Raw genomic sequence first — 13,533 nt, 5'->3', positions numbered from 1 at the left:
ACGCCCGTGCCCGTCCACCCCCCCGCCGCGGCGCCGCCGCCCGAGAGCGCAGCCCGATGTCCGGCGGCCTGATCTTCCACGACGGCGGCGGCGGGCCCGTCGCGCGCTGCGCGCGCTGCGGCGCCGAGGCGGCGGGGCCGTGCGCGCGCTGCCGTGCGCCCGTGTGCGGCGACTGCTGCGTGCTCACCGAGGGCGGCGCGCGGGTGTGGGCGATCTGCCTCGCGTGCGAGGACCGCGGCGGCCGCTCGCTGCGCCGGGGCTGGGCGACCGTCCTCGGGTGGATCGCGCTCCCGATCGCGGCGCTCGCGGGGCTCGTCGCGCTGCTCGAGTGGCTGCAAAGGAAATGAAGGGACCGGAGGCGTCATGTTCAGCGTGAAGCAAATCGAAGGAGCGATCCCCACCGTCGAGCTCGCCGACAGCGACGCCGCGAGCCGCGCGGTGCTGGCCCCGGCCCGCGGCGGCATCCTGACCGGGCTGACCGTCGGCGGCCGCGAGCTGCTCTACCTGGATCGCGCCACGTTCGACGATCGCGCCGCCAACGTGCGCGGCGGCAACCCGGTGCTCTTCCCCTCGCCCGGCAAGCTCGCCGGCGACGCCTGGTCCGCCGCCGGCGCGGCGGGCCAGATGCGCCAGCACGGCTTCGCCCGCACCCTGCCGTGGTCGCTCGACGACCATGGCACGCTCGCGTCGGGCGGCGCCTACGCGCGCCTCGTCCTCCGCTCGAGCGAGGCGACGCGCGCGCAGTACCCCTGGGATTTCCGCGCCGAGTTCACCTACACGCTGCGTGGCAGGGCGCTCCGCATCGATCTCTGCATCACCAACGAGACCGGCGGCGGCGCGCCGCCGATGCCGTTCGGGGCCGGGTTTCACCCCTACTTCGCCGTCTCCCAGGCCGACAAGGCCCGGACCACCATCGAGACGCGGGCGACGCGCGCGTTCGACAACACAACGAAGCAGGAAGCGCCCTTCTCCGGCTTCGACCTGACCCGGCCCGAGGTCGATCTCCACCTGATCGATCACGGCGCCGCCGAGAGCGCGCTCGCGATCGGGGGCGAGGCCGGGCTGCGCGTCGCCGTCCGCGCCTCGCCCGAGTTCACCCACTGGGTCGTGTGGACCCTGCAAGGCAAGGACTTCGTCTGCCTCGAGCCCTGGACCTGCCCCGGCGACGCCCTCAACACAGGAGAGCGCCTCATCCACCTGCCCTCGCGGCAGACGCTGTCGCTCTGGGTCGAATACTCCGCCTGAGTCTGCGCTCCTGCGGGTCACGCTTCACGGTTGACGCCCAGGCGGAACAGGCGTGGAATCCGCCGATGACTTCTACAGCAATCCTTACCGAACGTCGAACCGTGCTTGCCCGCTGCCGAGCGCTGCTCGGGCGGCGGCCGAGGTTCCTCTCCGCCCTCTCCGCCTTGCCCGCCGCCGCGCTGGCGATGACCGTCACGACCGGCGCCGCCGCGGCGCCTGTGTGGACCGGGGACTTCGAGACCGGCGACCTGTCGCAGTGGAACACGAGCCTGAACGGCGAGCGCATCTCCGTGGTGACGTCGCCTGTCCTGCAGGGCACGCGCGCCGGGCGGATCCAGCTCACCAACGACGCCACGTGGCCCAACGGCATCAAGCGCGTCGAGCTGAACCACAAGCCGGCCGCGGGGCGCACGGCCGAGGGCAAGGAGACGTATTTCGCCTGGAGCTTCTATCTCCCCGAGGCGCTCGCGGCGAACCCGCCGACGCAGATCGGGTACTGGGAGTCCGACGCGACGTACAATCAGATGATGTCGTTCGAGGTCACGGGGCAGAACATCAGCTTTGCCACCCGCAAGCCCGCGAACAAGGTGCAGTGGCAGGCGAACGGCGCGGTGACGCCCGGCGTGTGGCACCGCATCGCGCTGCACGTCCGGTGGTCGACGAACCCGAGCCAGGGCTCCGTGGACGTGTGGTTCGACGGCGAGCAGGTGGTCACCGCCGGCCAGGCGCAGACCCTCGCCGACGGCAACGCGCACTTCACGCAGCTCGGCCTGCTGCGCAACCCGGCCGAGTTCACGGACAGCCCCATCCTCCTCCTCGATGACGCCGTGGAAGGCGACACGCTCGAGGACGTGCGTCCCGCCCTGCCCTCGTCCGGGGAGGGCGGCGCCGGGGGCGCGGGCGGCGGGGGCACGGGCGGCGGCGAGAACGCCGGGGGCGCGGGCGCTGCGACCAGCGGCAGCGGCACCGGCGGCACCGGCGGCGCGGGCACCGGCACCGGCTCGGGCGGCGGCGACGCCGCGACGAGCGGCTCGGGCGCGTCGACCTCCGCCGCTTCCGGCGCCGGCTCGACCGGCTCGGGAGGGACCGACGAGCCGGAAGACGAGGGCGACGAGGGCGGCTGCAGCTGCAGCGCGGCCGGGTCGCCGACGGCGCCCGGGCCCCTGGCGCTCGCCGGCCTCGTCGCCGCGCTCGCGTTCGCGCGGCGGCGCGAGCGGCGCTGAGCCGGCGGTTCGCGCGGCGCTGAGCCGGCGGCGCGGGCGGCGCCGCGTCGGCCGCGCCACCGATGCGCGGCGTGGGGCCGGGCGCCCGCTCGCCTCACGCCGCCCCTTCCAGCCGGGCGGGGTCCGGTCCCCTGCTCAACAAAATCAATTCACGAATCAATTTTTGTTAGCATCGCGTTGACAAAATTGAGCCCGGATCGATACTAGACGTATCCCGTGGCAAGATTTGTCGTTCGATGCCCGAGCTGCGACGGCGAGCTGCGCGCCACGCGGCTCGGCTGCCAGACCTGCGGAACCAACCTGGATGGTCAGTTCGAGATCCCGGCGCTGCTCCAGCTCTCGCCGGACGATCTCGCGTTCGTGACCGCGTTCGTGCGCTCGTCGGGGAGCTTGAAGGCGATGGCGCAGCTCCTTCAGGTCAGTTACCCGACCGTGCGCAACCGGCTCGATGAGGTCATTGGCCGGCTCGAATCGCTGGAGCAAGGGGTCCAGAAGCGCCGGCACGAGATCCTTGACGCGCTCGAGAATGGGCGGCTCTCCGCGAAGGAGGCGGAGGAGGCGCTGCGAAAGGTGGGACTATGAGGATGACAACGCCCGACGAGAGAGTGCGCGCGCTCGTGCGCGACAACGTCATCCAGCCTGCGGAAGGCGAGCGGCTGCTGGCCACCCTGTCGCCGCGGCCCTCCCGGAGCGGATGGCGGCTCGCGCTGAACCCGTTCGAGCGCTTCGGCGGCGGGGTCGCCGCGGCGGCGGGGCTCGCCGTCGCCGGGCTGAGCCTCGCCATCACGCGGCTCGGCGTCCGATTCGACGGCTTCCTCGATCTGCACGCGGCGCCGGACGTCGTCCCGATGAGGACCGCGCTCCTCGAGCAGGTCGTCGCGTGGCTCGCGCCCGCCCTGCTCTTCTGGTCGTACGCGCGCCTCCTGCGGCGCCGCGTGCGGCTCATCGACTTCGTCGGCGTGACCGGGCTCGCCCGCGCGCCGCTCGCGCTCGCGGGGCTCGCGCTCGGCCTGCTCGCCCCCGAGGCGCCGGCCGGCGCGGTGCCGAGGCTGACGCCCGAGCTGGCCGTCTTCGCCGTGGCGGCGACGCTGTGCCTCGCGTGGTTCCTGGCGCTGCTCTATCAGGCCTTCAAGAACGCCTCTGGCCTGCGCGGCGCCGCGCTGATCGCGGGGTTCATCGGCCTCGTGATCGCCTCGGAGATCGTCTCGAAGGTCGCGCTCGCGCACCTCGGCTGATCCGGCTCCCCGGCGCGCCGCGCGGCTCACGCGGCGCGCGCTCATCCGTGCTCGCCCGGCGGCGAGGGCGCAGAGGTGCGCTCGCGCCGCGCTGGACAACTCCACTGCTCGTTCGGAGGACTCATCATGTCGTTGCGATCCCGTCTCGTGGGCTCGGCGCGCCGCGCCGGCTTTGCTCTTCCCTGCGCGGCCGCGCTCGCGTGGCCGCTCCTCGGCGCGGGCTGCGGGGCCGGCGAGGGCGATGGTGGGTCTCCGGGCGCGCCCGCGTGTCCGGAGGCGGCCAGCGTCGATGTCACGGTGGAGAACGCGCGCGGCGCGCTGGCGGGCACGCTCGAGGTGCCGGCCGGGTGCGGGCCGTTCCCCGCCGTCGTGATCATCCCCGGGTCGGGGCCGACGGACAGGGACGGCAACCAGACCGCCGCGGGGCTGCTCACGGACTCGTACAGGCTCCTTGCGGAGGGCCTCCGGGACAGGGGCATCGCGTCGATTCGCTACGACAAGGCCGGCATCGGCGCGAGCGTCTCCGCGGCGCCCCGCGCGGAGCAGGAGCTGCGCTTCGAGATGGGCGCCGACGACGCCGCCCTGTGGGTGGAGAAGCTCCGCGGCGGCGGGCGGTTCGCGACCGTCACGGTGGTGGGGCACAGCGAGGGATCGCTGCTCGGGATGCTGGTGGCCGCGCGGACCGACATCGACGGCCATGTCTCGATCGCCGGCGCGGGGCGCCCCATCGGCGATGTCCTGCGCGAGCAGCTCGCGAGCGCCCTCCAGCAGGACGAGGCGCTGCTCGAGGCGGCGAACGGGATCATCGACAAGCTCGAGCTCGGACAGCCCGTGGACGACGTGCCGGCGTCGCTCCTGAGCGCCTTTCGACCCAGCGTGCAGCCGTATGTCATCTCGTGGATGAAGTACGACCCCGCGGCGGAGATCCAGGCCCTGGCGGCGCCGGTCCTCATCATGCAAGGGACGACAGACATCCAGGTCAAGGTCGAGGACGCCGAGCTGCTCGCCAGGGCGCGGGCGGACGCGGAGCTCGTCCTTGTCGAGGGGATGAGCCACACGCTCAAGGCCGCGACGCTCTCGGCTGCATCGCAGAACGCAGCGTACAGCGATCCGAGCCTGCCTGTCGTGCCGCGCGTGCTCGAGGCGCTCGAGGCGTTCATTCGGGCGGAGTGACGCGGCGGCGCGACGGGCGACAGAGGAGACACGACGGCAACGTGGGACGTCGAGCCGACGGCGCCGGCGCCGGCTGACCTCGCCAGCGCCCGCGGCGCGCCCTCGGCTCGATCTCTACAGTTCTTCGTAATACCGCGCTTCGAGCGTGTTTCCGTCCGGATCCTGGAAGTAGAACCAGTGCAGGGTGGAGCCCTGCGCGCCGAACGAAGGGCTGCTCGTCGTGTGCATCGCCACGCTGGCGGCGGTGAGCCTGGCGGTCAGGGCCTGGAAATCGTCGCGGGTCATCGCGAAGCAGACGTGGTTGATGGGCCGCCCGGCGGCGGAAGGCTTCACCTCGCCTGTGTACTTGCGGATGGACTCGGCGGAGGCGATCGGCATGAGGTCGAGGATCGAGACCTCGGACAGGCGGACGCTCGGAAACGGGGCCTTCCCCGCACGGAACTCCTCGGCGCGGACGCTGGAGAGCCCGATTACCTGGGTGTAAAATTCAAGCGCCCGGAGGGGATCCTCGACCCAGAGGACGACATGATCGACGTGGAATGTCATGGCGGGGCGTATGCTACCGCGGCAGGCCCCACGCGGGCCACGGTGGAGACTCTCCACCAGGCATGACCCGGAGGATCTCATGTCGGGTTCACATTGCGCGCGACGCGCCCTCGCCGGGGCGCTCCTCTCCGCGGCGATCGCGGGGGGCTGCGGGAAGGACGCTGCACGGCCGCCCGGAGGAACGCAGTCGGGGGCCGGAGGGGCCGGCGGATCGGGCCGCCAGGGATCGAGCTCGTGCGCGCGATCACGCCGTTCGGGGGGCCGCTCCGCCTGGAGGTGGACATCACGGACGTGGCGAACGGGCTGGCCGCCGGCGAGCACCGGCTGAGGGCGGTGATCCCGACGTGGTCCGACGCGAGCGGTCAAGTGAGCGGCTCGAACGGCGGCTGGAACGTGAGCGCCGTGATCGAGGCGGTGCCCGGGCCTCCGCAGCGGAAGGTGCTGGCGGTGATCCCGCTGTTCAACGGGTCGCAGACGACCGCGGACGGGCCGGGGCCGCTCGCCGTGCAGGTGCCCGAGGGGACGGTGAGCTCGCGCGTCGAGTACCGCGTGACAGGCCACGGGGGCGGCGATTCCGGGTCCGGGTGCGTCGGACCGGCAGAGGAGTTCTACCACACGATCCTGGTGGACGGGGCGTTCACCTGGGACGCGGAGGCGCTGCGGGCGCCGGGGGAGCACACGCTGGCGTGGAGGATATCGACGGTGGCGGAGGGCGGCGTGTGGAGGATCTCGGCGACGTATTTCGCGTTCGGCGAGTAGCGTTGCGTCTGCTCAGGTGGACTGGCTGAAGCGCGCCCGGATCGGCGCCGGGCTCTCGCAGATCGGGCACGCGTCCGCGCGCTCGGCGACCTTGCCGCAGTCCTTGCAGTCGACGCGGTAGCCGTGGAACCCGGGGTCGTGCAGCTCGACGCTCGTCTGCGCCCTGTCCGCGCGCTTTCCCTCGTACTTCACGCGCGCTGGCACGAAGGCGATGAAGCGCACCTCGATGTGCTCGCACCGCGGGCACCGCTCCGGTACAGGATACGCGTTGGTCGTCGTGAGCCCGCGCGCGAGGCCGCCCTCGTCGTGGCAGCGCGGGCAGCGATCGTCCTTGAACAGGAGGTGCTTGCACGCGCCGCACGCGATCTCGTACAGCCCGTCGACGAACATCTCGCCCTTGTAGACCCACTTGACCGGTCCGACGGGCTCGCCCTCCATGAGCGGCACGAGCGCGTCGACATACGAGCGCAGGTGCAGCTCTCGCCCCCCGCACGAGGGACACCCCGCCTCGACCAACTCGGAAAACGCGCGCTCGGAGAGCCTGCTCATGGGGGCCGCCTTCTACCACGCCTGGAGCGCCGCGCGGAGCCGTCCGACAATCCACGGCCAGACGTCTGGCCATCCACGGCCAGACGTCTGGCCATCCGCAGCCAGACGTCTGGCCACCGCCCCTACACCCGCGCCGTCTCCTCGAGCTCCTTGCCGCGCGTCTCCGGCAGGAGCCACAGGATGAGCGCCAGCGCGAGCAGCGGGAAGATCGATGTCAGGGACACCGCAGGTCCCCAGCCGATCTCCTCCGCGGCGAGGCCGACGGCGACCGGAGAGAGGATGTAGCCGATCCGGCCGAGCAGGTTGTTGGACCAGGCGAGCGCGTCGCCCCGGAGGTTCGTCGGGAAGAGCTCGGTCATGTACGCGTTCAGCACGGGCAACACGCCGCTCGCGCCGAAGATGGCGAAGACCAGCGCGACAGTGAGCCCGGCGCGCGTGCCCAGCGAATAGGCGCCGAGCACCCCGGCCGCCGCCAGCACATAGAGGATCACCGCGCCCCTGCGGCGGCCCACCACGTCGAGCAGCTTGCCCGAGACGAAGATGAGCGGCATCGAGACCACCGCGGCGAACGTGATGCTGGCGCCCACCTCGGCGTCGGTGAAGCCGCGCTCCCGCAGCGCGAACGTCTTCCAGAACGTCACCGCGTTCTGCGTGCAAACGTACGTCAGACCCCAGATCAGCGCGAGCTGCAGCATCCGCGCGCGGTACGGGGAACGCCAGATGCGCGTGAACGGCTGCGCGCCCTCCCCCTGCCGCTCGGCCGCCGCCTGCTCGAACCGCGCCGTCTCGCGCAGGCCGCGGCGGGCCACCGCCATGATCAAGAGCGGGATCCCGCCGACGAAATACACGCTGCGCCAGCCGTACGAGGTCGTCAGGAGCAGCGGCACGACCCCGGCGCACACGATCGATCCAAGGCTCGAGAACGCCTGGATGACGCCGATCACCATCCCGCGCCTGTCGCTCGGGTACTCCTCGGCCGCGATCACCATGCTGACCGCCCACTCCCCGAGGAGGAAGATGCGCGCGAGGAGCTGCAAGACCGCGAAGACATAGACGTTCGGCGCGAACCCCGTGAGCACCGAGAGGACCGTGTACCCCGCGATGGTGACCGTGAGCACCCGCCGGCGGCCCCACGCGTCCGCCTTGCGCACGAGCAGATAGGCGATCATCGTCCCCGCGTTGATGAACCCGACGAGGAGCCCCTCGTGGCGGGCGGCGAGGCCCATCTCCTCGCCGAAGTTCGGCAGGATCTGCGTGAGCGCCAGGAAGTCGTAGCCCTCGAAGAACGAGGCCACGCTGAGGAACCAGAACAGCCGCCGCTGGTACGGCGTGAACGGCGTCTTCGGGGCCGGGGCCGCTGTCGTCATGTCTCCTGTTCCCTCCGCCCGAGCGGGCGCTCGCCGACGCGATAACGGGCGGCGTCGAGGTCGAGCCGGCGTGCAGATCGCGCGGGGCGTTCACGAGGGCGTCTCCTCGAGGCTCACTAGCGCAGCCGGGTCGCGGCGGGAACAGCCGCCCCGCCGGACGCGCGCGGCGGCGCGGAACCTGCGCCTCGACGCACGCGCTGCGCGCGCCTCGACGCACGCGCTGCGCGCGCCTCGCGCCGAGTCGATGCGACGCGGTCACATCGCCGCGCCCTCGCCCACCGCTCCTGCCCGGCGCGTCGTGGCACCTGAATTGCACACGGCGCGGCGACCGATGACCCGTCAGGCGGACCGCGAGGCAGAAGGGGAAGTACAGCGAAGCACGCCGAGCGAGCCCGCCGCCCCCGAGCGCGCGCGCGCCGGGTGGCGCTGGACATGGGCCCTGCCCCTCGTGCTCTGCGTCGCGATCGGCGCCGCCGCGGGGCTGGGCGGGTACACCTTCGTGTACGCGAAGGGCGCGTCGTACCTGCAGAACGACCCGTCGGCGTGCGCCAACTGCCATATCATGAACGAGCAGTTCGACGGGTGGCAGCGCTCCAGCCACCGCGCTGTGGCAGGATGCAACGACTGCCATGCACCCCACACGACCGTGGGGAAATATGTCACAAAGGCGACGAACGGATTCTGGCACTCGTTCGCCTTCACGACGGGGCGCTTCCCGGACCCGATCCGGATAAAGCCGGGCAACCTCCGCGTCACCGAGGGGGCCTGTCGCGGGTGCCACGACGACATCGTTCACGCGATCGACAGCGAGCACGCGAGCGACAGCGATCACCGCGGCGCGCTCTCGTGCGTGCGCTGCCATCAATCGGTGGGGCACCTGCACTGAGGCGCGCCCGCCGCTCTAGGGATGACCACGATGACGGAGCCCATGGACGAAGGATCCACGACCAAGAGCCCGCGGCGGCCGGCGCTCCGGCGCTACCTGCCGCTGATCGCGATCGGCGCGGCGGTGGCCACCGGCGGGCTCGCCGCGCTGCTCGTCAACATCTTCGAGCACAAGCAGGAGGCGAAGAACCCTTTCTATCGCGTCGTCGAGCTTGACGACACGATAGATGACCCGGCTGTCTGGGGGAAGAACTTCCCCATCCAGTACGACAGCTACAGGCGCACGGTGGACCAGAAGCGCACGCGCTTCGGCGGGAGCGAGGCCGTGCCGCGCACGCCGACCGAGGCCGATCCGCGCAGCGTGGTGGCGCAGTCGAAGCTCGAGGAGGACGGTCGGCTGAAGACGATGTGGGCCGGCTACGCGTTCGCGCACGACTTCCGCGAGGAGCGCGGGCACGCGTACATGCTCGACGATCAGGTGTACACCGAGCGGCAAATCGCGACGAAGCAGCCGGGGACGTGCATCCACTGCCACGCTTCCGTGTACGTGCCGTACAAGAAGCTCGGCGGCGGCGACCTCATCCGCGGGTGGGAGGCGATGAACCAGATGCCGTTCCCGGAGGCGCGCAAGCTCGTGACGCACCCGGTCTCGTGCATCGACTGCCACGATCCGCAGTCGATGCAGCTCCGGGTGACGCGGCCCGGGTTCCTCGAGGGGATCCGCGCGCTCAAGGCGTCGCAGGGCCAGGAGAACTACGACGTCAACACGATGGCCACGCGCCAGGAGATGCGCTCGTACGTCTGCGGCCAGTGCCACGTGGAGTATTACTTCAAGGGGCCGGAGAAGCGGCTCGTGTACCCGTGGGCGAAGGGGATCAAGGTCGACGAGATCTACGCCTACTACGAGGAGAACGGCCACGCGGACTGGACGCACGCGGAGTCGGGGGCGAAGGCGCTGAAGGCGCAGCACCCGGAGTTCGAGATGTGGAATCAGGGCGTCCACGCCCGCTCCGGGGTCGCTTGCGCGGACTGCCACATGCCGTACCAGCGGGTGGGCGCGGCGAAGGTGAGCGATCACCACATCCAGAGCCCGCTGCTCAACATCAACCGCGCGTGCCAGACGTGCCACAGGTGGCCCGAGGACGAGCTCCGGCAGCGGGTGGAGACGATCCAGGAGCGCCATTTCGAGACGCGCAACCGGGCGCTCGACGCGGTGACGGCGCTGATCGGGGACATCAAGCGGGCGAAGGAGGCGGGCATGTCGGACGAGGCGCTGGCGGGCGCGCGGGCGGCGCAGCGGAAGTGCCAGTTCTTCCTGGATTTCGCCGAGGCCGAGAACTCGTCCGGCTTCCACGCCCCGCAGGAGGCGATGCGCATCCTCGCGTCCGCGATCGACACCTGCCGCAGCGGGCAGCTCGCGCTCCGCGACGGGGCGCCGCCCGGAGCCGCGATCGCGGCGCCTGCGGCGGCCGCAGGGTCGGCGGCGCCGGCGGGATCCGCGGTGCCGGCGGCGCCGAGTGCGACCGCAGCACCCACATCGGGCGCTCACTAGACCATCGTTCGGCTGAAGAGAAGAGAGATTAACCACAGAGGGCACAGAGGGCACAGAGGGGGAGAGAGAGATTCAAATCTTTCTCCCTCTGTGCCCTCTGTGCCTCTGTGGTTCAATATCTCTGTTCTCTCGAACCACTCGCGCTCCAGCCAGGTGATCGCGCCATTCACGCGAACAGGACGAGCGGCCTCTTCCCGGGACGCCTCCGGCCCGACGAGCGGGGCCATGAATGGCAGCGACAACAATCAACTCTGTGTTCTTCCATCCATTCGATGGCGTGATCCGGCGCCGGCCTCATCGCGAGATAGTTCTTGGATCCTCGAGGTGAGATCCGTAGGGTGGCGCCAGAAGGGGAAGACGACATGGCGATACGCCGTAATCGCTCCTGGGCCACGGCCGCGGGATGTGCGATGTTTGCGCTGCTCTCGATCTCGTGCGCCGACGGAGATCCGACCGCGCCGGCAACTCAGGAGATTCATGTCTCGCTGGTGGGCAAGGACACCGTCACAACGTTCCTGAACCGCCTCGCCACGCCGCAAGGGCAGGTCGTCGCGACCCGCGCCGCCGTCGACGGCGCCCGGCAGAGCATCGCGCTGAAGGAAGAGCACGACGCCTCGCTGCACCTCGTCGAGGGACCGCTGCCCGACGCCGCGCTCCCGGGAGAGAGAGCGCGCCTCGGCGGGTTCGCCGTCGTCGCCGTGCCGACAGGGCGAGAGCCGCACGACTGGCTCGGGTCGCACCACGTGTACGCGGAGCCGATCGCTGAGCACGAGACGGTCGTGTCGAGCGCGCCGCGAGGGCAGCGCGCGGCAGGTCGGGAAGGGCAGCGCACGGCGTTCGAGGCAGAGACACCGGACATCACCATCGACGCCGCGTTCCTCGAGGCGCGGCTCAAGGAGCTCTCGGGCGCCACGCCCGTCAAGCTCGGGGGCAGGTCGGTCGTCATCCGCGAGCGCGGCTCCGAGAACGGGCGCTCGCTGGCCCGCACATGGCTGCGACAGCAGTACCAGGCGCTGGGGTTCAACGTCCAGGAACACACCTATCGCAGCGGCTGGAGCCAGGGCGTCAACGTGACAGCCGACAGGGCCGGCGCCGACCCGTCACGCGTCCTCATCCTCTCGGCCCACTACGACTCCGTGAACAACGCCGGGGCCGACGACGACGCCTCCGGCATCGTGTCGTCGCTCGCCATCGCCCGCGCGCTGAAGGACACGCCCCTGAACATCGGGCTCCGCATCGTCGCCTTCGACCAGGAAGAGGACGGGCTCCTCGGATCGAACGCCTATGCCCGCATGCTCGACGGAAACGGAGAGCTCGCGCAGGTCGTCGGCGTCCTCGACCTCGAGATGACAGCCTACGACTCCAACAACGACGGGCGCTATCACATCATCCACTGCGACGAGAACACCTCGGCCGATCTCGGCGCCTCGGTCGAGGCCGCGGCGACGCGCGCGGGGCTCGGCCTCGTCCGGGTGGAGGCCTGCACGAACCGCAGCGATCACGCGGCGTTCTGGCGCTACGGAGCGCCGGCCGTCGCCGTGTCGCAGGACTTCTTCGGCGGCGACGGCAACCCCTGCTACCACGCGCGCTGCGACACCGTAGATCGCCTGAACTGGGACTACATGCGTCGCCTGACCCAGGCCGTCGGGCTCGCCGCGGCCAGCATCCTGACCAGGTAACGAGAGGCCGCCGCTCAGCAGACGAGCGGCGGCCACGCTCCGCAAGGCCCTCCCTGGCGCGGCGATCGCTCGGACGCGCGGGCGCGCTGGCAGGCCGGGCCAGTCCGGCCGGAGCCCGGCGCGCCACGAGGAGCCCGCGGCCGTGACAGGACAAAAAAAAGAGCGCCCATTCGACGGCGGGGGGGGGGAAGCCGTCACGGGCGCTCTGGTCTACCGAGTTAGCAGGATGCGGGCCAGGGGCATCCTTGAGGCTTTCCCGGGGTTTTCCCTGAGGCAAACGCCCGACGCCTTTCATTCGTGAGATCGGCGCTTGCAACCATGGTAGCTCAGCCGCCCTGGAGGCTGGGCGATGCCCCCGGCCGGCGCGCGTACAGGATGAGGTGCTCGTAGGCGATGGTCGCGCCGGCCAGCGCCGTGATGCCCGCGTGGTCGTAGGCCGGCGCGACCTCGACGACGTCCATGCCGACAACGTCGATGCCCCCGAGCCCGCGCAGGATCTCGATCGCTGTCGCGGTGCTGATCCCGCCGCAGACGGGGGTGCCCGTGCCGGGCGCGAAGCTGGGGTCCAGGCAGTCCACGTCGAACGTCACGTACACCTTCTTGCGCCCTCCGACGACCTCCCGGACGCGCTGGATCACGGCCGCGGCGCCGTTCCGGTGAATCCAGGGGGCGTCGAGGATCTGGAAGCCGCGCGTGTCCGGGTTGTACGTGCGAATCCCGATCTGCACCGAAAGGGCCGGATCGACGAGGCCCTCCTGGGCGGCGTGGAAGAACATCGTGCCGTGATCGATCCTGCCCGCGTCGTCGTCGCGGCCCCACGTGTCCGAGTGGGCGTCGAAGTGGATCAGCGAGAGCGTGCCGTGCTGCCTGTGCAGCGCCCTCAGCACGGGCAATGTGATGAAATGGTCGCCGCCGATCGACAGCGGCGCGGCCCCGCCGCGGAGGATCCCGGCGATGTGCGCCTCGATCGCGGCGGGGACGTCCATGGGCCGAGCGTAATCCCACGCGCAGTCGCCGTAATCGACGACAGCCAGCCGCTCGAGCGGGTCGAACTCGCAGCCGTGCGGGCGATCCCAGGCGAGCTGGGCAGACGCCTCCCGCACGGCGCGGGGACCGAAGCGCGCGCCGGGGCGGTGGCACGTCGCCGTGTCGAGCGGCAGCCCGGTGACCGCGACGTCGACGCCCGTCAGATCGCGCGAGTACCTCCGGCGCAGGAACGAGAGGGCGCCCGCGTACATCGGCTCGGACGAGGCGCCGGTGAGGGACTGGGCCGTGAACGCATTGTCGCCGCGGGTACGAATCGCCATGTTGCCTCGCTCG

The 13,533-nt window shown here is 71.2% G+C and carries 14 protein-coding genes; 10 read left to right on the top strand and 4 right to left on the bottom strand.

Annotation, left to right across the window (positions count from 1 at the left end):
• Positions 1-56 precede the first annotated feature (56 nt).
• From WMF42_RS07170 to WMF42_RS07145, 6 genes are all read left to right on the top strand, one after another.
• Entirely contained in the window at positions 57-347 is a 291-nt protein-coding gene (locus WMF42_RS07170; protein ID WP_061611618.1) for a hypothetical protein, read from the top strand.
• Positions 348-363: 16 nt separating this feature from the next.
• On the top strand, positions 364-1,245 hold the full coding sequence (locus tag WMF42_RS07165) for a galactose mutarotase (protein ID WP_437691083.1): 882 nt from the start codon (positions 364-366) through the stop codon (positions 1,243-1,245).
• 101 nt (positions 1,246-1,346) lie between these two features.
• A complete protein-coding gene (locus WMF42_RS07160; RefSeq protein ID WP_437691081.1) occupies positions 1,347-2,468 on the top strand; it encodes a polysaccharide lyase in 1,122 nt (373 codons plus the stop codon).
• Positions 2,469-2,684: 216 nt separating this feature from the next.
• The gene (locus tag WMF42_RS07155; protein WP_434046152.1) at positions 2,685-3,050 is read left to right on the top strand and encodes a DUF2089 domain-containing protein; all 366 of its coding nucleotides are present in this window, start codon (positions 2,685-2,687) and stop codon (positions 3,048-3,050) included.
• Positions 3,047-3,703 (top strand): YIP1 family protein, encoded by a 657-nt coding sequence (locus WMF42_RS07150; RefSeq protein WP_061613097.1) that lies wholly within the window; start codon positions 3,047-3,049, stop codon positions 3,701-3,703. Before WMF42_RS07155 ends, WMF42_RS07150 begins: the two co-directional genes overlap by 4 nt.
• A gap of 126 nt (positions 3,704-3,829) precedes the next feature.
• Positions 3,830-4,876, top strand: coding sequence for an alpha/beta hydrolase (locus WMF42_RS07145; protein WP_437691078.1), 1,047 nt, complete (start codon positions 3,830-3,832; stop codon positions 4,874-4,876).
• Positions 4,877-4,990: 114 nt separating this feature from the next.
• On the opposite strand, the gene WMF42_RS07140 is transcribed toward WMF42_RS07145, so the two are convergent.
• Positions 4,991-5,422: a VOC family protein gene (locus WMF42_RS07140; protein ID WP_437691076.1), complete on the bottom strand. Its 432-nt coding sequence runs from the start codon at positions 5,420-5,422 to the stop codon at positions 4,991-4,993.
• A 234-nt stretch (positions 5,423-5,656) separates the two neighbouring features.
• Here WMF42_RS07140 and WMF42_RS07135 point away from each other — a divergent pair, with 234 nt between their 5' ends.
• Positions 5,657-6,181 (top strand): hypothetical protein, encoded by a 525-nt coding sequence (locus WMF42_RS07135; protein WP_437691074.1) that lies wholly within the window; start codon positions 5,657-5,659, stop codon positions 6,179-6,181.
• A 12-nt stretch (positions 6,182-6,193) separates the two neighbouring features.
• Here the strand turns inward: WMF42_RS07135 and WMF42_RS07130 are convergent, their stop codons facing one another.
• Together WMF42_RS07130 and WMF42_RS07125 are read right to left on the bottom strand one after the other, a co-directional pair.
• On the bottom strand, positions 6,194-6,730 hold the full coding sequence (locus WMF42_RS07130; RefSeq protein WP_061613100.1) for a hypothetical protein: 537 nt from the start codon (positions 6,728-6,730) through the stop codon (positions 6,194-6,196).
• Positions 6,731-6,852: 122 nt separating this feature from the next.
• Positions 6,853-8,097 (bottom strand): MFS transporter, encoded by a 1,245-nt coding sequence (locus WMF42_RS07125; protein WP_061613101.1) that lies wholly within the window; start codon positions 8,095-8,097, stop codon positions 6,853-6,855.
• A 331-nt stretch (positions 8,098-8,428) separates the two neighbouring features.
• Between WMF42_RS07125 and nrfH the strand changes: the two genes are divergently transcribed.
• The 3 genes from nrfH to WMF42_RS07110 all read left to right on the top strand — a co-directional run bounded on the left by nrfH (position 8,429) and on the right by WMF42_RS07110 (position 12,213).
• Complete coding sequence (nrfH, locus tag WMF42_RS07120) at positions 8,429-8,983, top strand: cytochrome c nitrite reductase small subunit (protein WP_081427096.1); 555 nt, start codon at positions 8,429-8,431, stop codon at positions 8,981-8,983.
• 30 nt (positions 8,984-9,013) lie between these two features.
• Positions 9,014-10,534: an ammonia-forming cytochrome c nitrite reductase subunit c552 gene (locus WMF42_RS07115; RefSeq protein ID WP_437691071.1), complete on the top strand. Its 1,521-nt coding sequence runs from the start codon at positions 9,014-9,016 to the stop codon at positions 10,532-10,534.
• 410 nt (positions 10,535-10,944) lie between these two features.
• Positions 10,945-12,213 (top strand): M28 family peptidase, encoded by a 1,269-nt coding sequence (locus tag WMF42_RS07110; RefSeq protein ID WP_233562670.1) that lies wholly within the window; start codon positions 10,945-10,947, stop codon positions 12,211-12,213.
• A gap of 326 nt (positions 12,214-12,539) precedes the next feature.
• On the opposite strand, the gene speB is transcribed toward WMF42_RS07110, so the two are convergent.
• Positions 12,540-13,520, bottom strand: coding sequence for an agmatinase (gene speB, locus WMF42_RS07105; protein WP_437691068.1), 981 nt, complete (start codon positions 13,518-13,520; stop codon positions 12,540-12,542).
• Positions 13,521-13,533 lie beyond the last annotated feature (13 nt).

This window comes from Sorangium sp. So ce176 (assembly GCF_051519835.1).
Taxonomy (GTDB): Bacteria; Myxococcota_A; Polyangia; order Polyangiales; family Polyangiaceae; genus Sorangium; species Sorangium cellulosum_G.
Note: the sequence above shows the minus strand (reverse complement) of the source record. Positions and strands in the feature narration are given on the sequence as shown.